At 63.0% G+C, this 25376-nt stretch carries 18 protein-coding genes; 9 read left to right on the forward strand and 9 right to left on the reverse strand.

All coding sequences use genetic code 11. The features are described from left to right. The 3 genes from NP945_RS31400 to NP945_RS31410 all read left to right on the forward strand — a co-directional run. Positions 1-214, forward strand: a 214-nt coding sequence (locus tag NP945_RS31400; RefSeq protein WP_206640120.1) for a hypothetical protein, incomplete at its 5' end; no start/stop codon positions are given. A gap of 165 nt (positions 215-379) precedes the next feature. Then, positions 380-2749: a DUF1989 domain-containing protein gene (locus tag NP945_RS31405; protein ID WP_256748489.1), complete on the forward strand. Its 2370-nt coding sequence runs from the start codon at positions 380-382 to the stop codon at positions 2747-2749. 389 nt (positions 2750-3138) lie between these two features. After that, the gene (locus tag NP945_RS31410; RefSeq protein ID WP_127270074.1) at positions 3139-4848 is read left to right on the forward strand and encodes an APC family permease; all 1710 of its coding nucleotides are present in this window, start codon (positions 3139-3141) and stop codon (positions 4846-4848) included. 68 nt (positions 4849-4916) lie between these two features. On the opposite strand, the gene NP945_RS31415 is transcribed toward NP945_RS31410, so the two are convergent. The 4 genes from NP945_RS31415 to NP945_RS31430 form a co-directional block, all read right to left on the reverse strand. Beyond that, positions 4917-8063 (reverse strand): efflux RND transporter permease subunit, encoded by a 3147-nt coding sequence (locus tag NP945_RS31415; RefSeq protein WP_127328496.1) that lies wholly within the window; start codon positions 8061-8063, stop codon positions 4917-4919. A gap of 199 nt (positions 8064-8262) precedes the next feature. Continuing rightward, positions 8263-9405, reverse strand: a complete 1143-nt coding sequence (locus tag NP945_RS31420; RefSeq protein ID WP_127269134.1) for an efflux RND transporter periplasmic adaptor subunit — start codon at positions 9403-9405, stop codon at positions 8263-8265. Between the two features lie 51 nt (positions 9406-9456). Next, positions 9457-10062 (reverse strand): TetR family transcriptional regulator, encoded by a 606-nt coding sequence (locus NP945_RS31425; RefSeq protein ID WP_027036073.1) that lies wholly within the window; start codon positions 10060-10062, stop codon positions 9457-9459. A 182-nt stretch (positions 10063-10244) separates the two neighbouring features. Continuing rightward, entirely contained in the window at positions 10245-11885 is a 1641-nt protein-coding gene (locus NP945_RS31430) for an acyl-CoA synthetase (protein WP_256748490.1), read from the reverse strand. Positions 11886-12075: 190 nt separating this feature from the next. Between NP945_RS31430 and NP945_RS31435 the strand changes: the two genes are divergently transcribed. The 3 genes from NP945_RS31435 to NP945_RS31445 all read left to right on the forward strand — a co-directional run bounded on the left by NP945_RS31435 (position 12076) and on the right by NP945_RS31445 (position 16175). Then, positions 12076-13041: a sugar-binding transcriptional regulator gene (locus tag NP945_RS31435; protein WP_127381942.1), complete on the forward strand. Its 966-nt coding sequence runs from the start codon at positions 12076-12078 to the stop codon at positions 13039-13041. A 90-nt stretch (positions 13042-13131) separates the two neighbouring features. Beyond that, the gene (locus NP945_RS31440; protein ID WP_256748491.1) at positions 13132-15186 is read left to right on the forward strand and encodes a bifunctional aldolase/short-chain dehydrogenase; all 2055 of its coding nucleotides are present in this window, start codon (positions 13132-13134) and stop codon (positions 15184-15186) included. Between the two features lie 122 nt (positions 15187-15308). Beyond that, a complete protein-coding gene (locus NP945_RS31445; RefSeq protein ID WP_256748492.1) occupies positions 15309-16175 on the forward strand; it encodes an alpha/beta fold hydrolase in 867 nt (288 codons plus the stop codon). Here NP945_RS31445 and NP945_RS31450 read toward each other — a convergent pair. From NP945_RS31450 to NP945_RS31465, 4 genes are all read right to left on the reverse strand, one after another. Then, positions 16161-17006 carry an acyl-CoA thioester hydrolase/BAAT C-terminal domain-containing protein gene (locus NP945_RS31450; RefSeq protein WP_256748493.1) on the reverse strand — a complete coding sequence of 282 codons (846 nt, stop codon included), beginning with the start codon at positions 17004-17006 and terminating at the stop codon, positions 16161-16163. The two genes, NP945_RS31445 and NP945_RS31450, sit on opposite strands and share 15 nt — an antisense overlap. 101 nt (positions 17007-17107) lie before the next feature. After that, positions 17108-18160 (reverse strand): substrate-binding domain-containing protein, encoded by a 1053-nt coding sequence (locus NP945_RS31455; RefSeq protein ID WP_023808755.1) that lies wholly within the window; start codon positions 18158-18160, stop codon positions 17108-17110. Positions 18161-18210: 50 nt separating this feature from the next. Then, a complete protein-coding gene (locus NP945_RS31460) occupies positions 18211-19206 on the reverse strand; it encodes an ABC transporter permease (RefSeq protein WP_127270087.1) in 996 nt (331 codons plus the stop codon). A gap of 79 nt (positions 19207-19285) precedes the next feature. After that, positions 19286-20797 carry a sugar ABC transporter ATP-binding protein gene (locus tag NP945_RS31465; RefSeq protein WP_256748494.1) on the reverse strand — a complete coding sequence of 504 codons (1512 nt, stop codon included), beginning with the start codon at positions 20795-20797 and terminating at the stop codon, positions 19286-19288. A 135-nt stretch (positions 20798-20932) separates the two neighbouring features. Here NP945_RS31465 and mtnK point away from each other — a divergent pair, with 135 nt between their 5' ends. Next, entirely contained in the window at positions 20933-22207 is a 1275-nt protein-coding gene (mtnK, locus tag NP945_RS31470) for an S-methyl-5-thioribose kinase (RefSeq protein WP_256748495.1), read from the forward strand. Beyond that, positions 22204-23298, forward strand: coding sequence for an S-methyl-5-thioribose-1-phosphate isomerase (mtnA, locus tag NP945_RS31475; RefSeq protein WP_256748496.1), 1095 nt, complete (start codon positions 22204-22206; stop codon positions 23296-23298). Before mtnK ends, mtnA begins: the two co-directional genes overlap by 4 nt. Before the next feature lie 9 nt (positions 23299-23307). Here the strand turns inward: mtnA and NP945_RS31480 are convergent, their stop codons facing one another. Further along, positions 23308-23847 (reverse strand): Lrp/AsnC family transcriptional regulator, encoded by a 540-nt coding sequence (locus NP945_RS31480; protein ID WP_127320961.1) that lies wholly within the window; start codon positions 23845-23847, stop codon positions 23308-23310. 49 nt (positions 23848-23896) lie between these two features. Between NP945_RS31480 and NP945_RS31485 the strand changes: the two genes are divergently transcribed. Beyond that, positions 23897-25060 (forward strand): MFS transporter, encoded by a 1164-nt coding sequence (locus NP945_RS31485; protein ID WP_256748497.1) that lies wholly within the window; start codon positions 23897-23899, stop codon positions 25058-25060. Positions 25061-25376 lie beyond the last annotated feature (316 nt).

A 25376-nucleotide genomic window follows, 5' to 3' on the forward strand; every position in this document is an offset into this window, starting at 1 on the left:
GCAAAAGCACGCGATGCGCGCATGGAGTTCGCCAATGCAACTTGACACCACAGATAGTCGCTCATTGCCCTGCCGGGCATTTCTCCCCGTAAACGGGGAGAAAGAAGCTGGACCGCAAAGCCGGCACTTTTTTGCACCGTTGGCGATTGGCGAAACCGATGAGGACAGCGTCCTTCGCCCCGTTCACGGGGAGAAGATGCCGGCAGGCAGATGAGGGGCAGCGCCGACGCTCCGAAGGCGAGGCGGAGTGGCGAGTTCAAGCCCGAGCGATTGCACCGACGGTCAAGCTCCGCCTTGCCAAACGCACGCGCACTGCTATTCTTACCGCTAAAATAATTTCACACACAGGCAACCTTGTTTCTCGAACCGCAAGGCTGAAATGAGCCAGTCGCCCTACCCCGCAATTGCTGCCGGACCGCCGCGGCCGAGCCTCATCCTGAGGCCCGGCCAGATCACGCTGCCGCCGGGCATGGAGCGTTATACGATCCATGGCAATGGCGCGGTGCTCATCGATATCGAGGCCGGCGACACGGTCACCGTGCGCAATGTCGAGGGCGGCCAGGCCTGCGAGTTGCTGGCCTGGGACAGGAGCGGCGCGACCGATCCCGGCATTTTTGGTGAAGCATCGAACAGCAACGCTGCCGGCATCAAGGCGCTATTGGCCGAGGACGACGACAGCCTCGCATCGCTACGGAGCGGGCTCGCGCGCCGGCAGGTGCAGCTTGACCATGCCAAGGCGGTTCGCGTGTTCGGCGGCGCGACACCCGCCGGCACCGAGCAGGCTTTCACGGTCGCGCGCGACGGCGCGATGCTGATTGCGGCCCCCGGCGGGCCGATGCTGGTCGATGGCCACGACACGGCGACGCCGCTGATTGCCATCGTCCGCCGCGCCACGATCCGCCCGGCGGCGAAATCGCTACTGGCCGATCCGCTGGCCGACCCGGTTCTCGATTTGCGCGTCCATTCGGCGACGGCGGAATCCTATTTCGTCAAGGCTGGCGACTATCTCCAGATCATCGATGTCGACGGGCGCCAGTGCACCGATTTCCAGTGCTTTTCGGCGCGCAAGCTGGACAGGGGATTGGATCATCCGCTCGACGTGACGACGACTCGCACGCTGATGGGTGCGAGCTACCCGATGCCCGGCCTGCATTCCAAATACTTTGACCAGGACATGGAGCCACTGGTCGAGGTGGTGCAGGACACATGCGGCCGGCACGACGCCTTCGCGCTCGCCTGCGCCGCCAAATATTACGACGACATCGGCTATCCCGGCCACACCAACTGCTCGGAGAATTTCAACGGCGCTCTGGCCGGCAAGGGCGTCAATCCCCGCGCGGGCTGGATGGCGATCAACTTCTTCTTCAACACGGCGATCGACGCGCATGGCGTCATGGTGTCCGACGAGCCGTGGTCGCGGGCGGGCGACTATGTGCTGCTCAGGGCGCTCACCGACATCGTCTGCGTGTCCTCCGCCTGCCCCGACGACACGACGCCGGCCAATGGCTGGAACCCGACCGACATCCATGTGCGGACCTATTCCGGCCAGCACAAATTCTCGCGAGCGATCGCCAGACGCATGACGCCCGATTCGGAACAGAAAATGACCCGCGAGACAGCTTTTCATTCGAGCTTTGCCAAGCACACCCGCAACTTCGGCGAGTACAGGGGCTATTGGCTCGCCAATTCCTTCGCCAAGGACGGGCCGATCGCGGAATACTGGGCCTGCCGCCAGGACGCGGTGATCATGGACCTGTCGCCGCTGCGCAAGTTCGAGGTCACCGGCCCGGATTCCGAGGCGCTGCTACAATACACGCTGACCCGCGACGTCAAGAAGCTCGGTGTCGGCCAGGTGGTCTATTCGGCCATGTGCTACGAGCATGGCGGCATGATCGACGACGGCACCCTGCTGCGGCTCGGCAAGGACAATTTCCGCTGGGTCGGCGGTGACGATCTGTCCGGCGAATGGCTGCGCGAGACGGCGACGAAGCTCGGCCTCAACGTGCTGGTGCGCTCGTCGACCGACCAGATGCACAACGTCGCCGTCCAGGGTCCGAAGAGCCGCGACATCCTGCGAGAAGTGATCTGGACTTCGCCATTGCAGCCGTCGATCGACGAGCTCGAATGGTTCCGCTTCGCCGTCGCCCGCATTGGTGGCGGCAACGGCATTCCGGTCGTCGTCTCGCGCACCGGCTATACCGGCGAACTCGGCTACGAGATCTGGTGCCATCCGCGCGACGCCGAAAAGGTGTTCGACGCCATCTGGGAAGCCGGCCAGCCGCATGGGCTGAAGCCGATGGGGCTGCAGGCGCTGGACATGGTGCGCATCGAGGCCGGGCTGATCTTCGCCGGCTACGAATTCTCCGACCAGACCGATCCGTTCGAGGCCGGCATCGGCTTCACCGTGCCGCTGAAGAGCAAGACCGACGATTTCATCGGCCGCGAGGCGCTAATCCGCCGCAAGGAGCACCCGCAGACGAAGCTGGTCGGCCTCGACATCGACGCCAATGTCGACGTCGGCCATGGCGATTGCGTGCATGTCGGCCGCGCCCAGATCGGCGTCGTCACGTCGGGCATGCGCTCGCCGGTGCTGAACAAGACCATCGCGCTGGCCAGGCTCGATGTCACCCATTCAGCTGTCGGTACCGAGGTCGAGATCGGCAAGCTCGACGGCCATGCCAAGCGGCTGCCGGCGCGCGTCGTCGCCTTCGCCCACTACGATCCGCAAAAGACCAAACCACGCTCCTGACGTCCTTCCTCCCAAGACAGTGAGGCCGTGCTGGCAGTTCGTGATAGGAATTTTTTCCTTGACCTGCTGAGGGCAGCTATGCTACATATTCGTCCATGGTGCTGATTTGCGCCGCGACCCGCCTCCGGCGGGTTTTTCATTTCAAGCCCCTCGTCCTTTTCTGAACAATCCGCCCGCGGCAGTGTCAAGCTGACATGTTTCGCAAGCGGGATGTGCACGGCGCGACAAATCGCTTGACCTGAAAGCGCGCCGGATCAATCTTCACTCCTAAGAAAAAAATACGACTGAGTGGAAACACCGGCAGTCGATCAATGCATGCGTCGATGGTGAAGCCTCGCGAAGCCGCGGCGGTCACGAACGGGGAACATCAAAATGGGGAACAAAGACATATGAGCACGATAACGACTGTCCTGGAGCCGCTTGCCGAAGGCAAGTTGCACCGAAATATCGACTGGCGCGGCGCCTTCTGGGTGGCGAGCGGCGTGCCTGCCCTCGTCCTGTTCTCGATCGGCGGCATTGCCGGCACGACCGGCACGCTGGCCTTCGCGATCTGGATCTTCTCCATGATCATGGGCTTCCTGCAATCCTTCACCTATGCCGAAATCGCCGGCCTGTTTCCAAACAAGTCGGGCGGCGCGTCGATCTACGGCGCCACCGCTTGGCTGCGCTATTCCAAGTTCATCGCGCCGCTATCGGTCTGGTGCAACTGGTTCGCCTGGTCGCCGGTGCTGTCGCTCGGCTGCTCGATCGCCGCAGCTTATATCCTCAACGCGTTGGCGCCGGTGCCGCTGTTCACCGATGCCTCGCCCGAAGTCGTCGCCTATATCGCCGCGCATGCCGGGACGAGTGCCGCCGACGCCATCACGGCGGTGACCACCGCGGCAACGCCGGTGATCCGCAACTGGACGCTCTACAGCCACACGCTGGGGCCGGTCTCGTTCACCCTCAACGCGACCTTCTTCATCGGCGCGGTGCTGATGCTGATCATCTTCGCCATCCAGCATCGCGGCATCCTCGGCACTGCCAATGTGCAGAAATATATCGGCCTGCTGGTCATCATCCCGATGCTGATCGTCGGCGTCGTGCCGATCGTCACCGGCCAGATCAACTGGGCGAATTTTTCGCCGCTGGTGCCGCTGGCGGCAGCCTACGCGCCCGAACCCGGCGCCTGGAACATTGCCGGCTGGACGCTGGTGCTTGGCGGCATGTTCATCGCCGCCTGGTCGACCTACGGTTTCGAGACCGCCGTCTGCTACACCTCGGAGTTCAAGAACCCGGGCACCGACACGTTCAAGGCGATCTTCTATTCCGGCCTTTTGTGCATGCTGCTGTTCATCCTGGTGCCGTTCACCTTCCAGGGCGTGCTTGGCCTCAACGGCATGCTGGCGACACCGATCGTCGACGGCTCCGGTGTAGCCGACGCGCTGGCCGGCATGGTCGGCGGCGGCGCACTGATCCACAGCCTTTTGGTGATGCTGATGATCCTGGCTCTGGTTCTGTGCATCATGACGGCCATGGCCGGCTCTTCACGCACGCTCTACCAGGGCTCGGTCGATGGCTGGCTGCCGCGCTATCTCAGCCATGTCAACGAACATGGCGCGCCGACGCGGGCAATGTGGACCGATCTCGTCTTCAACCTGATCGTGCTGGCCATCGCCTCTGCCGACGCGACGAGCTTCTTCTTCATCCTCGCCGTGTCGAACTGCGGCTATATCATCTTCAACTTCCTCAACCTCAATGCCGGCTGGATCCACCGCATCGACAACGGCCATATCGCCCGGCCTTGGAAAGCACCGAGCTGGTTGCTCGGCGTCGGCGCGATCTTCGCCTATGTCAACATGATCTTCATGGGCGCGGGCGCCAAGGTGTGGAACCCGATGGCGCTGTGGGCTGGCCTGATCACGGCAGCCCTGATTATCCCGGTGTTCTGCTTCCGCCATTACATCCAGGACAAGGGCAAGTTCCCCGACCACATGCTGGCCGATCTCGGCATGACGGGGGCCGACCTCTCGGTCAAAAAGGCGGGCATACTGCCCTATCTGACCCTGGTCGCCGGCGTGGTGGTGATGCTGCTCGCCAACTGGTTCTTCGTCATCTGACCTCGTAAAAGTGAAAAGGATCGGGCGCGCTTCGGCGCGCCCGATCCTTTTCGACTGGCGTGATCGATCTATTCGGCGGCCAGTGCCAGTTGTGGCTTTTCGGCTTCCTGGCTCAGTTCCAGATCGTCGGTCCGCCCCTCCGCCCCGCGCTTCTTCGGCTCCCGGCCAAAGAACAGGGCGTACCCGGCAGGCAGGACCAGGATGGTCAGCACCGTGGCAACGAGGATGCCGCCCATCATGGCGTAGGCGAGCGGACCCCAGAAGACGCCGCGCGAGATCGGGATCAGCGCCAGCACCGCCGTCAGCGCCGTCAGCGTGATCGGCCGGAAACGGCGAACGGCCGAACCGATGATCGCCTCGTAGCGGTCCATGCCCGCGGCGATGTCCTGGTCGATCTGGTCGACCAGGATGATCGAGTTGCGCATGATGATGCCGAGCAGCGCGATGACGCCGAGAATGGCGACAAAGCCGAACGGCGCGCCGCTGATCAAGAGTGCCGCAGCAGCACCGATAATGCCAAGCGGACCGGTCGCCAGCACCAGCATCGCCTTGCCGAAGTTCTGCAGCTGGATCATCAAAAGCACGACGATGACGGCCAACATGATCGGCGCCTTGGCGGCGATCGAAGCCTGGCTTTCCGCCGAATCCTCCGCACCGCCCTGGATCTCGACCTTGTAGCCGGGCGCCAATCCGTCACGCAGGCCCTGCATATCCTTGTACAGTTTGGTGACGACGTCATTGGACTGCACGCCGTCGGGCAGCGTTGCCCGCACACTGATGGTCGGCAGACGGTCGCGGCGCCACTCGATGCCTTGCTCCAGAACCGGCACCACCTTGGCAACCTGCGACAGCGGCACGAAGCCACCGAAGTCGGTCGGGATATAGACCGAGTCGACCGAGGACAGCAGGCTGCGGCTGGCATCCGGCTCGCGGGCGACGATGGACACCGTCTCCTCGCCGTCGCGGAAGTCGTCGAGCGGCGCGCCGGACATTGCCGCCTGCAGCATCTGGCGGATGCGCTGCGAGGTGACGCCGAGTGCGCGGGCACGATCCTGGTCGATGACCAGCTTCATCGCCGGAACCGGCTCCAGCCAGTCATCATGCACGGCGCCAAGCAGCGGATCCTCACGGAACTTCGCCTTCACCTGGTCGGCGATGCGGCGCACTTCCTGGCGATCCGGTCCCATGACGCGCATCTGCACCGGCCAGCCGGTCGGCGGGCCGAGGAACAGACGATCGACCTTGGCACGGATGGATGGGAAGTCTTCAGCCAGAACGGTGCGCAACTTGACGATCAGCCGTTCGCGGGCCGGTTCGTCATTGGCCATGACGAGCAGCTGGGCGAAGTTGGGGTTGCTCAGCTGCTGGTCGAGCGGCAGGAAGAAGCGCGGCGCGCCTTCGCCGATATAGGTGGCGATGAAACGCTTGTCCTTGTCGTCCATCATCTTGGTTTCGAGCGCCTTGGCCTGCGCCTCGACTTCCTTGATGCTGGTGCCTTCCGGCAGCCAAAGGTCGACGAGGATTTCCGGCCTCGACGATTGCGGGAAGAAGTTCTGCGGAATGAACTGGAAAGCCCACAGGCTGGTGCCGAAGGTGACCAGCGTCATCACCAGGACGATGATGCGATGGCGCACGGCCCAGCTGACGGTAGCACGAAGCCGGCGATAGAAACGCGTGTCGAAGACATCGTGATGGCTGCCGGCATGCTTGCGCTGCTTGAGGATCATGTTGCCAAGCCATGGCGTGAAATAGACCGCGACGAACCAGGAGACGATCAGCGCGATGCCGACGACATAGAACAGGGTGCGGACATATTCGCCGGCGGTCGAGGCCGCGAAGCCGACCGGAATGAAGCCGGCTGTGGTGATCAGCGTGCCGGTCAGCATCGGAAAAGCGGTCGAGGAATAGGCGAAGCTCGCCGCCTCGACCTTGACCATTCCCTCCTCCAGCTTGCGCTCCATCATCTCGACGACGATCATCGCGTCGTCGACCAGAAGACCGAGCGCGATGATCAGCGCGCCGAGCGAGATGCGCTGCAGGTCGATGCCGAGTTCGTACATGATGGCGAAGGTCGCAGCCAGCACCAGCGGGATGGCGATGGCGATGACCAGGCCGGAACGCCAGCCTATCGACAGGAACGAGACGACGAGCACGATCAGCAACGCTTCGCCGAGCGCATGCATGAACTCGGCCACCGCATCGGTGACGACGCCCGGCTGGTCGGAGATCTGGTCGACCGCAACGCCGTAGGGCAGCGCCTCTTCGAAGCGCTTGTAGGTGGCCTCGACATCCTTGCCGACGTCGGTAACCTTGAAGCCCTTGGCCATGACGACGCCCAACTGCACGCTGTCGTGACCGTTGAAGCGGTATTTGCGCTGGAACGGATCTTCCAGCCCCGAGGTCACCGTGGCGATGTCGCCCAGCCTTGTGACCTGGCCGCCGGCGCGCAGGCGCAGGTTCCGGATATCCTCGACCTTGCCGACATCGCCCTCGACGGAGATGCGTACCGAGTTGGTGCCGGTATCGACGGAGCCGGCCGGGTCGACATTGTTCTGTCCCTTGATCGCATTCTGCAGATCGGTCAGCGTCAGGCCGCGTTCGGCCAGGGCCTTGGACGAGACGTCGATATAGAGCTTTTCCGGCTGGTCGCCGATGATGACGGCCTTCTCGACGCCGGGCGTCGTCAAAAGCATGTCGCGCGCCTGGATGGCGAACTTCTTCAGTTCGGGATAGCTGAAGCCGTCGCCGCTGATCGAATGCAAGGTGATGAAGGTGTCGCCGAACTCGTCGTTGAAATACGGGCCGAGCAGGCCCTGCGGCAGGTCGCCCTGGATATCGCCCACCTTCTTGCGCACCTGGTAGAACGCGTCGGTCACCTCGGCGGTGTTGGTGTCGCCCTTGATCTGCACGGTGATGATGGCGCTGCCGGCGCGGGTGAAGGAGCGCACGAAATCGAGATGCGGCGTTTCCTGCAGCTTGCGTTCGATCTTGTTGACGACCTGGTCTTCCATCTCCTTGATCGAGGAGCCCGGCCAGATCGCCTGGACGACCATGATCCGGAAGGTGAAATCGGGATCTTCCTTCTGGCCCATACGCATCAGGCCGAGCGCGCCGGAAATGATGATCAGGCCGAACAGGAACCGCGCAATGGCGGGATGGCCGATTGCCCAGCGCGACAGGTTGAAGGGCCGCTTCTCTTCCGTGGAATTGGTCATCGACGCTGGTCCATCTATCTAGCGCAACAAAATCGAGGTTTCATAGTGGCTTCCGGGCGGCAAGGCTCTCCGAGCGGAGAAGCACTCATCGCGGTGGGACGCGAGATCGATGTGGGGGTTACATCAATCGAGCGTCTCGGTCGGGCGCCTGCCGCCCGGAAACCAACGACTGCGGGAACGCGCAGCCGGTTGTCTGTCGTCAGCGCACCTGCTTGGCGTCGCCGTCTGCCGCGGATGCCGATTGCAGCGCCGCATCACCAGCGAGCTTCACCTTCAGGTTTTCGGTCATGAATTGCGTGCCGGCGGCGACCACGACATCGCCGGGTTTCAAACCCTCTGCGACACGCACGCCATCGGCGGCGAACTCGGCAACCTTGATCGGACGGGCATGAACGGTGTCGGCGCCACGATCGACGGTCCAGACGATCGATTGGGTGCCTTGCTCGGCCAATGCGCTCAGCGGGATCGAGACCAGCTGCCGCTCATTGGCCGCCGAGGCTTCGATGCTGGCGGTCATGCCGAGCAGCACACGCGGATCGTTTGGCAGGCTGACACGGACGGCAAAGGTGCGTGACTGCGGATCGGCGCTGCCGGCGACTTCGCGGACCTTGCCATCGAGCGCCAGCGCATCGTCGGACCAGAAGCCCGCCTTGACTGCCTTGCCCGGCCTGAATTCAGCGATTTCCATTTCGGGGACGGCGATCAGCACTTCCTTCTCGCCGTCGACGGCGACAGTGACAACCGGCGTGCCGGAACCGACGACCTGACCGACGTCGGCACTGACCGTGGTGACGATGCCATCCCTGTCGGCCTTGAGATCGGTATAGCCGACCTGGTTCTTCGCCTGAGCAAGTGTCGAAAGGGCGGAATCACGCGTGGCGACCGCTTGGTCATAGGTCAAGGTCGCCTGTTCGAGCTGTGATTTCGGGGCAAAATTCTTGGCAAAAAGCTGCTCGGCTCGCTTGCGGGCAAGCTCCACAGTCTCGACCTGCCGCTCGGCGGCATCGAGCGCTGCCTGCGCGCTCTTGACCGAGAGGTCGTAGTCAATGGGATCGATGCGGGCGAGCACATCGCCCGCGGCCACATGCTGGCCGATATCGACGAGGCGCTCGGTGATCTTGCCATTGACGCGGAACGCCAGAGCGCTCTCGGTGCGGGCTCGCACCGAGCCGGAATAGGAGAGCGTGCGGGTGTCGTGCACCTTCGCGATCTCGACAACCTTGACGGGACGGATGATATCCTTGACTTCGGCTTTTTCCTGGCTGCAGCCGGCAAGCCCGAGAGTGGCGACGATCAGGCCGGCAACTGGCAGCTTGCGAAGGATGGAATTGGACAAAGACATCTTGGTACTCCGACTGGAGATGAATGGTCGACAACCGGCTGGCGGGGGCTATTACTTCAGAGCTCTGATCGCATAGTCGATCAGATCGTCGGGCATCGCCCGGTTGGTCTTGGCAAGGCACTGCGCCACCATTTGCGGATGGCACAGGATGACCGTTGCGGCACCGAAGCAGCGCGACGCGGTCACCGGGTCCTGTTGTCTGAACTCACCGGCCTCGATGCCGTCGCGGATCACCTCCGCAAACAGGTCGTGGATGCTGTCGACATGCTTGTCGATCACACCCCAGTCCCGTTCGAGGGCGACGATGACCATCTCGTGGACCTTCTGGTCGTCGAGCATGACCTCCATCGTCATCTTGTATTGCGCATGCACGTAACGCCTAAGCCGCTCCTCGGCGCTGATCGGCAGGCGCGAGATCTCGTAGGCCATCTTGTAGCTGGCGCCGAGCATACGGCCGCAGACGGCCTGGTGGATTTCGACCTTGGAGGCGAAGAAACGGTAGATGTTGGCGGGCGACATGCCGAGCTCACGCGCGATGTCGGCGACATTGGTCTTGCCGTAGCCATAGTGCCGGAACAGGCGCTCGGCGCAATCGAGAATGCGCGTTACATTTTCCTGTCGGGCGGCTTCGGCGACTATGGTGGCGGCTTCGGACATGATCCTCTATCGATTTACGAGTGATGAATTTCGATTTTCGTCACTCGTAAATTGAAAAGAGCGACCTGTCAATGCGGATTCGGTGTACACGTACGAATGGTGACAGATGGTGACAGGGAACCGACGAAAGTCGCGGAGGCTTTGCCTAATCGCAAAGGTCGTAACTGGAGCAGCGACGAGGCTTAAGTCCCCCTCGCCATCTCGCGCAACCGGAATTTCTGGATCTTGCCGGTCGAGGTCTTCGGGATTTCGGCGAAGATGACCGCCTTCGGCACCTTGAACCGGGCAAGCAGCGCGCGGCAGTGATCGATGATCTCGGCTTCGGTCGCGACCTTGCCGGGCTTCAGCTCGACATAGGCAACAGGCACCTCGCCCCATTTGTCGTCGGGCCTGGCGACGACGCCGCAAGAGGCAACCGACGGGTGCTTGTAGAGCGCGTCCTCGACCTCGATAGAGGAAATGTTCTCGCCACCGGAGATGATGATGTCCTTGGAGCGGTCCTTCAACTGGATGTAGCCATCGGGGTGCATGACGCCAAGATCGCCGGAATGGAACCAGCCCCCAGCGAAGGCTTCGTCGCTCGCCTTGCGGTTTTTCAGGTAGCCCTTCATGACGATGTTGCCGCGGAACATGACCTCGCCGATGGTCTCACCATCGGCCGGTGTCGTCCGCATCGTCTCGGGATCCATGACGGTCAGGCCTTCGAGCGCCGCATAGCGCACGCCCTGCCGCGCCTTCCTGGCGCTGCGCTCGCCCTTTTCGAGATCGTCCCAGGCGCCATGCCATTCGTTGACGACCGCCGGGCCATAAGTCTCGGTCAGGCCGTAGAGATGGGTGACGGCAAAGCCGGCATCGGCCATCCCCGACAGTACCGCTTCCGGTGGCGGAGCTGCCGCGGTGTTGAAGGTGACAGTCTGCGGGAATTCGCGCTTGTCCTCCTCCCTGGCATTGATCAGCACCGACATCACCACCGGCGCACCGCACAGATGGGTGACGCCGTGATCGGCGATCGCATCGTAGACCGGCTTCGGCCGCACCCAGCGCAGGCAGACATGGGTGCCGGCCTGGACGGCGAGCGTCCAGGGAAAGCACCAGCCATTGCAGTGGAACATCGGCAGCGTCCAGAGATAGACGGCGTGCTTGGCCATGCCCGCATGAATGGTGTTGGTGTAGGCCATCAGCGCGGCACCGCGATGGTGGTAGACGACGCCCTTCGGATTGCCTGTCGTTCCGGAAGTGTAGTTGAGCGAGATGGCGTCCCACTCATCGTCGGGCATCGCCCAGGCGAAATCCTCGGCGCCGCCTGCGACAAACGCCTCATAGTCCAGCGTGCCAACCCGCTCGCCCTTCGGATACGGCGCGTCGTCGGCGTATTCGGGATCGTCATAGTCGATGACCAGCGGCTTGACCTTGGTCAGTTCCAGGGCCTGCCTGACAACGCCGGAGAATTCGCGGTCGACGATCAGCACCTTGGTCTCGGCATGATCGAGCTGAAAGGCGACGACCGCCGCGTCAAGGCGGGTGTTGAGCGAATGCAGCACCGCCTTGGTCATCGGCACACCGAAATGCGCCTCCAGCATCGGCGGCGTGTTTGACAGCATGACGGTGACGGTGTCGCCCTTGCCGATGCCGCGCCTGTCGAGCGCCGAGGCAAGCTTCAGCGACCGCTGCCAGAAAGTGCGATAGTCGATGCGCTGGCGGCCATGGATGATGGCGATCTGGTCGGGATAGGTCTTGGCCGCGCGCTCCAGATAGGTGAGCGGCGTTAACGGCTGATGGTTGGCCGCGTTCTTGTCGAGATCCTGTTCGTAAGGACTGCCCATCCCATGCTCCCCGCGATTTTCTTTCAGACGTTCTAATCACAGGCTCGGGCCGCGTCACCACAAACGATGCCACGACAGAGCGCATTCGGCACAATGATGAACCAGATTCGGCGTAAGCGGGAGTATCGCATACCTCTGCCCAGTTTGACTTTTGTCGAGAGCCGTGAATAATGTCAGCCGAGGAGACGGCATGGCGATCCGACCGGCAGAACAACTCATCCACAAGGCCGCCTGGCTCTACTATGCCCATGGCCTGCGGCAGGACCAGGTGGCGAGCCAGCTTAACATTTCCCGTGCCTCGGTCGCCATGTATCTGCGCAAGGCGCGCGAGACCGGCATCGTCAACATCTCGACTTCGACCCAGCTTTTCACCGACGACGTTCTGGCGCGCAAGCTCGAGGATGCGTTGAGCCTCGACGCCGTCTGGATCGCACCGGAGAATGATCATATTGCCGACCCATCGACGGAAATCGCCGTGCTGGCGGCAAGCGTCTTTCTCGAACTGGTCAAGAAGGGCGACCGCATCGGCGTCGCCTGGGGCCGCACCGTCTACATGATCGCCGACGTCATGTCCTATGCCGATCTGCAGGATGTCACGGTGGTGCAGCTCTGCGGCAATCTCGGCGCACCCTATTCCTATCGGCCCGACCAATGCACCATGGAAATCGCGCGGCGGCTCAACGCCAAGGGGCTCAATTTCTACGCGCCGCTGGTGCTGTCGACGGAAGAACTCGCGCGGGCGCTGCGTGCCGAGCCAGTGATCCGGGAACAATTGTCGGGTGTCAGCGAATGCGACCTGGCGTTATACTCGGTCGGCGCGGTCGACGCCGACAGCCATCTGGTCAAATGCGGCGCGCTGACGCCAAGCGAAATGGCGGATCTGCGCAGCCAAGGCGCTGCCGGCGTGATTGCCGGGCAGATCATAGACGCCGAAGGCAAGGTGCTCGGCTGCAGTTATAACCGCCGGGTGATCTCCGCCGAGCTTGCCTCGCTGCGCGCCATCGCCAGGCGTTTGGTGGTGGTGCAGGAGGACAGCAAGTTCGAACCGCTGCTCGCGGCGATCGCGGGCGGCCTTTGCACGCATCTGGTGGTCGGCGCGCACATGGCGCAGCGGCTCCTGGATCATGCGGCTGCCACGACAGAAAAGGCCTCCTAGAAATCCTCCTCTCCGCCGCCGGCGCATTGTCATCAAAGCGTCGCGGCAATCCTGTTTCACCATCAAGACAAACAACCGGACGAAGCGAACATGAACAATTTGTGGAATGACGAAACAGCCGAAAAACTCGTCGCCGACTACGCGAAAAAGGGTGTCGGCCGCGACCTGGCACTGCGCGTCTACACGACCCGGCTGCTCGGCGGCGAACCACGGCTGGTCCTGCATGGCGGCGGCAACACTTCCTGCAAGACGACGGCAACCGATCTTGTCGGCGACCAGTGGGACGTGCTGTGCGTCAAGGGCAGCGGCTGGGACATGGGCGTCATCGAGCCGCAGGGCCTGCCGGCGGTCAAGCTCAAGCCGTTGCTCAAGGCGCGCGCGCTGAACAGGCTGGCCGACGAGGACATGGTTGCCCTGCAACGCGTCAACCTCATCGATCCGTCCTCGCCCAACCCGTCGGTCGAGACGCTGCTGCATGCCTTCCTGCCGCACAAATTCGTCGACCACACGCACTCGACCGCCATCCTCGCCATCGTCGACCAGGAGGACTCCAAGCCCCTGGTGAGGACGGTTTTCGGCAGCAAGATGGGTTACGTGCCTTACATCATGCCCGGCTTCGACCTCGCCAAGGCGGCCGCAGATATCTTCGACGCCGACCCTGACGTCGAGGGCCTGATCCTCGACAAGCACGGCATTTTCACCTTCGGCGACAACGCCAAACAGGCCTACGACCGGATGATCCACTATGTGAATGTCGCCGAGGACTTCATTGCCGCAAGCGGCAAGCCGAAGGCCGCAAAGGCGGCCTTGCCGGCAAGCCTCGCGACACCGGCGTCCATCGCGCCGATGCTGCGCGGCGCGGTGGCGGTAGCGCGCGGCGAAGGCCGCTTCGACCGCATGATCAGCGATTTTCGCACTTCGCCGGCAATTGTCGATTTCATCAATTCGGCTGAGGTCGCCGACTATGCCGGACGCGGTGTGTCGACACCGGATCTGTCGATCCGCATCAAGACCGGCCCAATGGCGCTGCCGGCGCCCGATGAGGACAAGGCCGGTGACTACAAGGCGGTGATCAAGAGCCATGTCGACGCGTTCGCCAAGGATTATCGCGCCTATTTCGAAACCAATGATGCACTCGACGACGTCAAGCGCACCATGCTCGACCAGATGCCGCGGCTGACGTTGGTGCCGGGCCTCGGCATGTTCGGCCATGGCCGCACGCTGAAGGACGCGAAGATCGCCTCGGATGTCGGCGAGATGTGGATCGAGGCGGTGCGCGGCGCCGAGGCGGTCGGCCGTTTCCATCCGCTGTCCAAGGCCGATCTGTTCCCGCTGGAATACTGGTCGCTGGAACAGGCCAAGCTCGCCTCCAACAAGCCGAAGCCACTGACTGGCCAGGTCGTGCTGATCACCGGCGGCGCCGGCGCGATCGGTGCAGCGACAGCCAAATTGTTCGCCGACAATGGCGCCCATGCCGTCGTTGTCGATCTCGACGCCGAAAAGGCAGCCGAGACGGCGAAGAAGGCCGGCAACAATTCGATCGGCGTCGCCGCCGACATCACCGACCCGGCGCAGGTGCGTGCCGCCTTCGACAGGGCGGTCGCCGTGTTCGGCGGTGTCGACATCCTGGTTTCCAATGCCGGCGCCGCCTGGGAAGGCCGCATCGGCGAGCTCGACGACGCACTCCTGCGCAAGAGTTTCGAGCTTAATTTCTTCGCCCACCAATCGGTGGCGCAGAATGCCGTGCGCATCATGCTCGAGCAGGGCACAGGCGGCGTGCTTTTGTTCAACACCTCCAAACAGGCGGTCAACCCCGGCCCGAAGTTCGGCGCCTATGGCGTGCCGAAGGCGGCGACACTGTTCCTGTCCAGGCAATACGCGCTCGACTATGGCGCGCATGGCATCCGCTCCAACGCCGTCAACGCCGACCGCATCCGCTCGGGGCTTCTGACCGACGCCATGATCGCCAGCCGTTCGGGCGCGCGGGGCGTGTCGGAGAAGGACTACATGTCCGGCAATCTGCTCGGCCAGGAAGTGACGGCGCAGGACGTGGCGCAGGCCTTCCTGCATCACGCGCTGGCCGACCGCACCACCGCCGATGTGACAACGGTCGACGGCGGGAATATCGCGGCAGCGCTGCGCTGACGTAGAGATCCGTCCAGACGAAAGGTGCGGTGCAACTCCGAAGCTTGCTCGAGAAGGGGCGGTTGGGAACTTTCGACCCGACCGGCCATTGAGATCGAGCAAGGTCAAGCAGGAGTTCCCTCATGCCAACCGATGACTGGTCCCTGCCCGAACGCTTTATTTTTTCGGGTCACCCGATCGCATGGGGAACGATCGGCGACGGCCCGCCGGCGGTCTTGCTTCATGGTACCCCGTTCTCGTCGGTGGAATGGCGGCGCCTTGCAGCTTGGCTCGGGCAGCGGCGCCGGATCTACTATTTCGACATGCTCGGCTACGGGCAATCCGCCAAGCCCGACGCGGACGTGTCGCGCGGGATTCAAAACGAGCTGTTTGCGGCGCTCTACGCTCACTGGGAGCTGGAGTGGCCCGACATCGTGGCGCATGACTTCGGCGGCTCCGTCGCGTTGCGCGGCCACCTGCTCAACGGGCTCGATTATCGCTCTCTGGTGCTGATTGATCCGGTCGCGATCAGCCCTCAGGGATCGCCCTTGGTTCAAGCGGCAAAAGAACACGAGAAAGCGTTTGCCGGTCTGCCGGCCTATATCCATGAAGCCATGCTTCGCGCCTATATCGGCGGCTCTGTCGCGAACGCGTTGCGCGCGGACGAAATGCAGCTCTATCTGCAGCCATGGCTTGGAGACGAGGGACAGAAGGCTTTTTGGCGTCAGATCGCACAGATGGACGACAAGTACAGTCGAGAGGTCGAGTGGCGATACGGCGAGATACGTTGCCCTGTGACGATCCTGTGGGGTGAAGACGACGAGTGGATTCCGCTCGACGACGGGCGAGAACTCGCGCGCCGCATTCCCGGTGCGCCGTTCATCACGGTTCCAAATGCCAAACATCTCGTTCAGGAAGACGCGCCGGAGGCAATAATCTCGACTGTGCTCGACTTCTGGAACGACCAGCATCCTTCGGCCGCCGCTAAACCCCTGCTACAGCAACTCTAGAATGTGTTTCCAGGCCCTGGTTCCCAGCCTCGAATCAGCCTCGTCACTGCCGCCATGCTCATGCGACACCGAGCGCGGCGTGGTTTCCCCCGGCAAGAGAATACGGTGCCCCGTATCCGGCGATGAAACGAGGTGGGTGACCTTGCCGGCTTTGCCGCGCCGCCGGACAATCTCTTCCGCGAACCATAGGGAGGGCCACAGCGCATCGTCGCCACCCGCGACAAGCACAACCTCGGCCGATATCTTTTCCACGGGAATGGTCGCGGCATTCGCCTCCCGCTTGAAGGTTTTCATGCTGCGTTCGAATAACCCGCTGTAGGACACCAGACCATCCACCTGCTTGGGAGCCCAATCCGGATCTGCCGGCACGAATGGCAGGGGAATACCCTCGAGCGACCATGAGGACCGTTCAGGCCAACTGACGCCATCCCGGCCCGCGCCGATATTTCCCCAAACCACCGATGACGGGCTGATCGCGACCACAGCGTTGACACGCTGATCATGGACCGCTGCGCACAATGCGGCCTCGGCACCCTTGGATGTGCCGACATAGACGATGCGGTGGCATCCCGTTCCAATGAGATAGTCGGTCGCCGCAAAGAAGGTTTCGAGGGGAATTTCGCATATTCCAGGAGGCTGTCCCTCACCGCCAAACCATCGCAGGGCAAGGGCCGACGAACCCTGGTTTGCAAAGAGCCGTGCGCGCCCGACATCGATGCGGCCACTCGACCCACCCAACACCACGACACCGGTGGTGGCCTGCGGGCATCGAAACAAGGTTCCGGCGAGGGCGCCGGACAGGTCTTCCTCGATTGCCGCCTGGACTTCCATATAAGCACCGTACCTTGGGCCGGAGCCTGGCGCCGGCTGCAGATATTCGGCAAAAAGGCCGCCTGCAGCAAGCGGCTGCAGGCGGCCTTCGATAGCGAAACCTACTTGGCGTTCGGGTTCGGCATCCAGGCCGGCATCGCGACATCGGCATGGGCGAACTGCGGCAGCTTGGCCGACAGGTCTTCCATGTTCTTGATGTCCTTGTCGATGAGGTCCTTTTGGGTGATCAGCGTCGGCGGCACGACGACGTTGTGGCCGGGATCTTCGCCGGCCAGCAGCTGCGCCAGCGCACGCACCGAAACCTGGCCGACGACGGCCGGATTGGTCGCGGCGGTCGCGGCCCAGGCGCTGTCGGGCTCACGCATCGCAGCGATATCGGACGTCGAGATATCGGCCGAATAGATCTTGATGCCCTTGTTCAAGCCCGCTTCGTCGACGGCGATCTTCACGCCCTTGGCGAATTCGTCATAGGGAGCGAACATCACCTTGATGTCGGGATGCGCCGTCAGCACCGAACGCGCCTGGTTGGCGACGGAGTTGGCAATCGGATTGTCGAGCGTGCCGAACATCGCGACTTCCTTGATGCCGGCATATTTCTTCTTCACGTCGACCCAGGTCTCGTTGCGACGATCGAGCGGCGCGATGCCGGCGACATAGACATAGCCGGCATTCCAGCTCTCGCCATTGTCCTTGACAGCCTGCTCGAGCGCGAGGCGCGCCAGGTCGCGGTCGGACTGTTCGATCTGCGGGATCTTGGGATTCTCGACATTGACGTCGAACGCCACCACCTTGATGCCGGCGTCGACCGCACGCTGGGCGGCGTCCTTCATCGATTCCGTCAGGCCGTGCTGGATGATGATGCCCTGCACGCCAAGCGCGATGGCCTGATCGACCATGTCGGACTGAAGGGCGGCATCCTGGCGGCTGTCGAGGACACGCAGGTCGATGCCGAGCGCCTTCGACTGCGCCTCGACGCCCGACAGATAGGCCTGGAAGAAGTCGCCGGTCGAGAGATAACGCACCAGCGCGATCTTCACGCCGGGCTTGTCGAAAGGCGCCGGCTTGTCCGCGGCAAAAGCCGGGACCTGCATCAGCATGGTTGCGCCGGCCAATCCGAGCGCCACCTTCCCCAGAAGTCTTCTTGTAATGCTCACTTTGTTTTCCTCCACTCTTGTTGAACCCAAAATCCTGTTCCGGTCGAAAGCTACCTCCGGCCTCTGCCCGAAAGCGCAAAGGTGAAGACAAGGGCGACGACCAGAACCACGCCCTTGACGAAATCCTGCGTATAGTAAGGCGCGTTCATCATCGTCAGGCCTTGCAGCAAGATGCCGACGAACAGCGCACCGATGGCAGTGCCGAAGGCGTTCGGCTTGGCGGCACCTAGCACCGCGTAGCCGATCAGTGCCGCGGCGACCGCATCGAGCAGCAGATTATTACCCGAGGCGATGTCGCCGCGTCCAAGCCGGGCAGCGAGCAAAATGCCGCCGATCGAGGCAAAAACTCCTGAAATAACGTAGGCCCAGATCTTGTATGCCTTGACAGGCGCACCGGCGAGTTCGGCGGCGCGCTCATTGCTGCCGACGGCATACATCATGCGACCGAAACGTGTGTATTCGAGGAAGAACCAGATCAGCACGGCGAGCACGAGCAGGACCACCACCGACACCGGAATGAGGTTCGGGATGAAGAAATCGAAACGGTGGCGGCCGAGCGCCAGGAAGGCGTCGGAGAATTTGCCGCTGGCGACCGAACCGTCCGGCATGGTCATGCCGGTGGCGATCGAGCGGCCTTCGGTTGGAATGCGCTGCAGGCCGACGAGCAGGAACATCATGCCGAGCGTCGCCAGCAGATCGGGCACGCGCATGTAGACGATCAGCCAGCCATTGATCAGGCCGACAATTGCGCCGATGAGCAGGCAGACGACGACCGCGACAAGGGCGTTCTGCTCCAGCACCACCATCACATAGGCGGCCGCCATCATGGCTGACGTGGCGACGGAGCCGATCGAGAGATCAAAGCCGCCGACGACCAGCGTGGCGGTGACGCCGAGCGCCAGCACGCCGGTGATGGCGACCGACTGGAAGATGAAAACGGCACTTTGCGGCGAAACGAAACCGTCGGCGGCGATCGAGAAATAGGCGACGAGCCCGAACAAGAGCACGATGAACCCGTAGCGGATGGCGTGGTCGCGCAATGTCATCCGGCGCTCCCGCGCGCTGCTGCCGTCTTTATCCAATCCGAACCCATGCTCTCTCCATTCCAATTCCTATCGCCCGCGCTCAGGCCGCACTGTGCAGCGGTCCGCCGGCAACCTCGGCCAGCAGGCGGTCGAGATCGACATCGGCATTGCGGTGTTCGCCGACGATAGTCTGTTCCGACATGACCAGGATGCGATCGGCGGTCTCCAGGGCCTCGTCGAGTTCGGTGACGAACACCAGCGTGGCGCGTCCGTTTGCACTCGCCCTGAGCTTGGCGGCAATGTCGCGCCGGGCCGAGATATCGACGCCCTGAAACGGCTCATCCAGAATGAACAGCCTTGCATCCTGCGCCATCCAGCGAGCGACCATCACCTTCTGCTGGTTACCGCCGGACAGCTCCGACATCTCGTCCTTCTCGGAACGGCAGACGATGCTCAACTCCTCGATCTGCCGGCGTGCCGTGGTGCGTTCGAGGCGGCGCCTCAGGATGCCGAAGCGCGACATGCGCTTGTGAAACGGCAGGCTGATATTTTCCTGGATGTTGAAGCCTTGGACGATGCCGTTCTCGCCGCGGTCCTTGGCGACCAGGAACACGCCGGCAGCGATCGCTTCGCCGGCTGTTTCAGGTGCATAAGGCCTGCCGTTCAGCGTCATTGTACCGGCGAGCGGCCGGCGCACGCCAAACAGCGTCTCGGCAAGCGCCGTCTTGCCGACGCCGACGAGGCCGGTGATGGCAACAACCTCGCCGTCGCCGAGTGTCAGCGAGATCGGCCGGGCGCCCGGCGCAATGCGTAGACCCTCGATCGTCAGGACTGCCTTGGCCGAATTCCTGACGACGATCTGGTCGAGATGGATCTTGCGGCCGAGCATGGCGTTGACCGCGCCTTCATAGTCGAGCGGTTTCTTGTCGAAAATGCCTGAGATAATCCCGTCACGCATCGAGACGATGCGGTCGGCCAGCCGCCTGATGTCCGACATGCGATGCGAGATGTAGAGGATCGCCACGCCCTGCTCGCGCAGCCTGTCGATCAGCGCGAACAGCCGGTCTGCCTCAGCGCTGGACAGCGATGAGGTCGGCTCGTCGAGGATCAGCACTTTCGGCTTGTGCGCCAGCGCGCGGGCAATCGCCACCATCTGGCGATCGGCCAGCGAAAGATCGCTCACCCGTGCCTTCAAATCGATGGCCAGCCCCATGCGGTCGGCAACCGCCTTGGCCTCCCGCCGCACACGAACCGGATTGAACAGGGTCGGCGCGCCGCTGCCGCTCAGCCGGTCGAGGGTCAGGTTGGTGGCGACGTCGAGGTCGGCGACGACACCGTCGTTGATATTCTGGTGCACGGTGACGACGCCGGCGCGGATCGCTTCCGCCGGGGTTTTCGGTGCGAAATCCTGGTCGGCGAGCGCCATCGTGCCGCCGCCGCGTTCGTAGACACCGGAGATGATCTTGACGAGGGTGGATTTGCCGGCGCCGTTGGCGCCCATCAGCACGGTGACTTCGCCGGCATGCAATTCGACCGAGACGCCGCCTAGCACCTCGTTATGGCCAAAGGATTTCCTCAGTCCCTCTACGCGGAACACGGCATTACCGACCATGCGTTCCTCCCTGACATGACGCTATGGGCTGCATCGGCAATTGTCAACACGATTGACAATTGCCAGATCGCTTCCTAGCTTGGCCCAGCCGCCATGCGTCCGTTATGTTCGGAGCGCATGAGCGGGAGGATGACGATGACTGAAAAATTGCCGTTCGAAGCCCTATCGGTCGAAACCCTGGCTGCACGCCTTGGCGGCAACGAGGCGCTGTGCGCGAAGATCGGCAAGGACACCACACGCTGGAAGGTCCGCGAGGTCGGCGACGGCAATCTCAACCTGGTGTTCATCGTCGAGGGCGCCAGCGGTGCAGCCGTGGTCAAGCAGGCCCTGCCCTATGTTCGCCTGGTCGGCGACAGCTGGCCGCTGCCGTTGAAGCGCTCCTTCTTCGAATATCACGCGCTGACCAGGCAAGAGGCGCGCGCGCCAGGCTCGGTGCCGGCGATCCATTATTTCGATGAAGGCCAGGCGCTGATCATCATGGAATATCTTGCGCCGCCGCACATCATCCTGCGCCGCGCCCTGATCGACGGCCGCCAGCTGCCGAACATCGCCTGGGACATCGGCCTGTTCATGGCCCGTACGCTGTTTCGCGGCTCCGACCTGCACATGGCCGCCAAGGACCGCAAGGCCGATCTGGCGCTGTTCGCCGACAATGTCGAGCTCTGCGACATCACCGAGAGCCTGGTGTTTTCCGACCCCTATTTCGACGCCAAGATGAACCGGCACACCTCGCCGCAGCTCGACGGCCTGGTCGCCGATCTGCGCGCCGACCGCGACCTCAGGGTCGAGGCGCAGCGGCTGAAGCACATCTTCGCCGCCAATGCCGAAACGCTGCTGCATGGCGATCTGCATTCCGGCTCGATCATGGTCACCGACAGCGAAACCCGGATGATCGATCCGGAGTTCGCCTTCTACGGTCCGATGGCTTTCGATGTCGGCATGCTGCTCGCCAATTTCTGGATGTCGTTCTTCTCGCAACGCGGCCACGAGGAGGAGGGAAAGCGCGACGCCATGCGCGCCTATCTGCTCGGTGTGACGGTCGAGACATGGTCAGTGTTCCGCGCCGAATTCTCGCATCTATGGCGCACCGAGCGCACCGGCATGCTCTATCAGAAGAGCCTGTTCGAGGATCAGGGCGACAGGCTCGGCGCCGAGCAGGCGCTCGACCATTTGCTGCACCAGATGTGGACCGACCTGCTCGGCTTTGCCGGCATCGAGGTGCACAGGCGCATCCTCGGCCTCGCCCACAATGCCGATTTCGAGACCATTGCCGACGAGGATCTGCGCGCCAGTTGTGAAGCAAAGGCGCTGCGATTCGGCCGCCATCTCGCCGTCAACCGGCGCCAGATCCACAGCATCGACGAGGTCAACAATTTGGCCGCGCTGATCGAACAGGAGAGCAGCATTTGAACGTCGGCGACCGCCACTATCGCACCATCTGGCTGAGCGACGACGGCCGTTCGGTCGATATCATCGACCAGCGCTGGCTGCCGCATGATTTTCGCATCGAAACGATCGGCACGGTCGACGGCATCGCCACCGCCATCCGCGACATGTGGGTACGCGGCGCGCCGCTGATCGGCGTCACCGCTGCCTACGGCGTCGCCATGCAGATGGCTGACGATCCGTCGGATACAGCGCTCGATGCCGTGTGGGAGACCCTGCACGAGACGCGGCCAACCGCGATCAATTTGCGCTGGGCGCTGGACGAGATGCGGCGCTTCCTGCGGCCTTTGCCTTCCGAACAACGCGCGGCAGCCGCCTATCGGCGGGCCAGTGAGATCGCCGACGAAGATGTCGGTCTCAACCGCGCCATCGGCGAGAACGGTCTTGCCATCATCAAGGCGATCGCTGCGCGCAAGCAGAAGGGCGAGCCGGTCAACATCCTGACCCACTGCAATGCCGGCTGGCTGGCCACCGTCGACTACGGCACCGCCACGGCGCCGATCTACCTGGCCACAGAAGCCGGCATTCCGGTCCATGTCTATGTCGATGAAACGCGGCCGCGCAACCAGGGCGCACAGCTGACCGCCTGGGAGATGGCCGGGCACGGCGTGCCGCACACACTGATCGTCGACAATGCCGGCGGCCATCTGATGCAGCGCGGCGCAATCGACATGGTCATCGTCGGCACCGACCGCACAACGGCCGACGGCGATGTCTGCAACAAGATCGGCACCTATCTCAAGGCGCTCGCCGCCGCCGACAATGATGTGCCGTTCTATGTCGCACTGCCGTCGCCGACCATCGACTGGACCGTGCATGACGGACTGGCCGAGATCCCGATCGAGCAGCGCTCGGCCGACGAGGTCTCGCTGGTCTGGGGCAAGACCGCTGCCGGCGAGATTGCCCAGGTGCGCATTTCGCCGGAGACGACGCCTGCGGCCAACCCGGCCTTCGATGTGACGCCGGCGCGGCTGGTGACCGGCTTGATCACCGAGCGCGGCGTTGCCAAGGCATCGCGCGAGGGATTGAAGGCGATGTTCCCCGAGCGGGCGTAGCCCACGCCCCTAGTACAGAGGCTCGGCCATATGCTTCGGGGTCGGCCACGTCTCGGTAATGCCCGGCTGTACCGGCCGCTCCAGATAGGTCGATAAAACCACATAGCTGCGCGTCGAGGTGACCCCCGGCGTTTCGTACAGGCGCGCCAAAAGGCCTTCGAGTGCTCTGGTGTCTTCCGTGCGGACCTTCAGCAGCATGCAGGTATCACCGGCGACCGTATGGATCTCCTCGACTTCGGGATATTGCGAGACTGCCATCAGTTCCGGCGTCTTTCCCCAGCCCCTAGTGTCGATATGGACAAAGGCAAGCAAAGGCTTTTTCACCGCCCGGGGATCGATTATGGCGACTGTGTTGCGGATAGCGCCGCTGCGACGGAGCCGTTTGACCCGCTCATGCGCTGCGGGTGGCGACAAGCCGACGCGATCGCCGAGTTCGGCGTAGCTGATCGTGGCGTCATCGACCAGGACACCTAATATTCTTCGGTCTATCGCGTCGAGATCGCGGGCCGCTGGCCTGTTCTGCAGAATGCCATCTGTTTCTTCATCCATGGGGAAATTCCCGGTTCTCCGCTGAATAGAATACGGCCATTATGCTGATATGTCGAACATTGATCAAGTTGCGCCATTGACTGCCCGAGCCCCGATCCCGGCGCTTGCCTATCTGCTGACGGGCTGCATCGCCGTCATCGGCTCGAATTCGCTGGTGCTGGGTCCGATTGCACCGGCTGTCGCCTCGTCGTTCGGCACCAGCGTGCCGGCCGTGATGATTGCGGCGGCAGCGTTCGGCCTCGGCACCTCCGCAAGCGCCCTGTTCCTTGCGCGCTACATCGACCGGCTCGGTGCTCGCAGGATGCTGCAGAGCGCACTGTTGCTGTTGGCATTGGCGCTGGTCGCAAGTGCCGCTGCACCCACGGTGACCATGCTGGTCTCCGCACAGTTGCTGGCCGGCATCGCTGCCGGCATCGCCATGCCCGCGATCTATGCCAGCGCCGCAGCCATTGCCCCACCGGGCAGGGAGAGCGGCACGATCGGCGTCGTCCTGACTGGATGGACGCTCAGCATGGTCGCCGGCGTTTCGCTTTCGGCCGTGCTTGCCGATCTTGTGCATTGGCGCGCCGTTTTCGCAGCGGTCGCGGTGCTTGCGGCCCTTGCATGGATGGGGCTGACAGTGACGTCGCTCAGCGACACCAGGAAGGCCGGACCGGCGCCCGCCCCGCTGGAAGCGCTCGGCATTCCCGGAATCCTGCCGCTGCTGGTCGCGTGCGCGGCCTTCATGACTTCGTTCTACGGCGTCTATGGCTATCTCGGCGACCATCTTCATGTCGGGCTTGGACAGCCGGTGAGCGCCAATGGCCTGGCGGCGCTTGCCTACGGCATAGGCTTCGGGACGGCTGCTCTGCTCGACGGCGTCATCGACAGACTGGGTGCGCGGCGCGTCATGCCGTTTGCCTATCTTCTGGTCGCAGTCGTCTATGTCGCGATGGCGGCGACGAGCGGCAGTTTCGGGCTGACCTTGACCATGGTGGCAATCTGGGGACTGGCCAATCATTTCGGCCTGAATGTCCTGGTAATGCGCCTGTCTGCGCTCGATCCCTCGCGGCGCGGCACGATCATGGGCCTGAACAGTGCGGTGACTTACCTCGCGGTCTTCGTCGGCACCACCAGCTTCGGGCCGCTCTACTCCAGCTTTGGTTTTGCCACTTGCGCAATGGTCGCAGCATCGCTGATGCTGATCGCCGCATCGGCGGCGGCGTGGCGCTAGTCGACAGAACGGGATTGGCTATCCGTCTTCCAGAGCAGTCGCTTCAGGTTTCAAATTCGCCCGTCACCCTTTACGGGCGCTGGCGCCGCCCCTCACCTGCCTGCCGGCATCCTCTCCCCGTATAGTGACGGGGAGAGGGGTTCTCTCATCGGCGATTTCGCCAATCGCCAGCGTCGCAAGAAGGGCGCCGAGGTTGCGGCCAGCCTCTTTCTCCCCGTCACTATACGGGGAGAAATGCCCGGCAGGGCAATGAGCGACTATCTGTGGTGTCAAGTTGCATTGGCGAACTCCATGCGCGCATCGCGTGCTTTTGCAT

The sequence above is a fragment of the Mesorhizobium sp. LMG17149 genome (genome assembly GCF_024518695.1).
Taxonomy (GTDB): domain Bacteria; phylum Pseudomonadota; class Alphaproteobacteria; order Rhizobiales; family Rhizobiaceae; genus Mesorhizobium.

Bases quoted from the DNA above. Each gene is read 5' to 3' on its own strand.
- NP945_RS31405 (WP_256748489.1), top strand. From the start codon at position 380: ATGAGCCAGTCGCCCTACCCCGCAATTGCTGCCGGACCGCCGCGGCCG.
- NP945_RS31410 (WP_127270074.1), top strand. From the start codon at position 3,139: ATGAGCACGATAACGACTGTCCTGGAGCCGCTTGCCGAAGGCAAGTTG.
- NP945_RS31415 (WP_127328496.1), bottom strand. From the start codon at position 8,063: ATGACCAATTCCACGGAAGAGAAGCGGCCCTTCAACCTGTCGCGCTGG.
- NP945_RS31420 (WP_127269134.1), bottom strand. From the start codon at position 9,405: ATGTCTTTGTCCAATTCCATCCTTCGCAAGCTGCCAGTTGCCGGCCTG.
- NP945_RS31425 (WP_027036073.1), bottom strand. From the start codon at position 10,062: ATGTCCGAAGCCGCCACCATAGTCGCCGAAGCCGCCCGACAGGAAAAT.
- NP945_RS31430 (WP_256748490.1), bottom strand. From the start codon at position 11,885: ATGGGCAGTCCTTACGAACAGGATCTCGACAAGAACGCGGCCAACCAT.
- NP945_RS31435 (WP_127381942.1), top strand. From the start codon at position 12,076: ATGGCGATCCGACCGGCAGAACAACTCATCCACAAGGCCGCCTGGCTC.
- NP945_RS31440 (WP_256748491.1), top strand. From the start codon at position 13,132: ATGAACAATTTGTGGAATGACGAAACAGCCGAAAAACTCGTCGCCGAC.
- NP945_RS31445 (WP_256748492.1), top strand. From the start codon at position 15,309: ATGCCAACCGATGACTGGTCCCTGCCCGAACGCTTTATTTTTTCGGGT.
- NP945_RS31450 (WP_256748493.1), bottom strand. From the start codon at position 17,006: ATGGAAGTCCAGGCGGCAATCGAGGAAGACCTGTCCGGCGCCCTCGCC.
- NP945_RS31460 (WP_127270087.1), bottom strand. From the start codon at position 19,206: ATGACATTGCGCGACCACGCCATCCGCTACGGGTTCATCGTGCTCTTG.
- NP945_RS31465 (WP_256748494.1), bottom strand. From the start codon at position 20,797: ATGGTCGGTAATGCCGTGTTCCGCGTAGAGGGACTGAGGAAATCCTTT.
- mtnK (WP_256748495.1), top strand. From the start codon at position 20,933: ATGACTGAAAAATTGCCGTTCGAAGCCCTATCGGTCGAAACCCTGGCT.
- NP945_RS31480 (WP_127320961.1), bottom strand. From the start codon at position 23,847: ATGGATGAAGAAACAGATGGCATTCTGCAGAACAGGCCAGCGGCCCGC.
- NP945_RS31485 (WP_256748497.1), top strand. From the start codon at position 23,897: ATGTCGAACATTGATCAAGTTGCGCCATTGACTGCCCGAGCCCCGATC.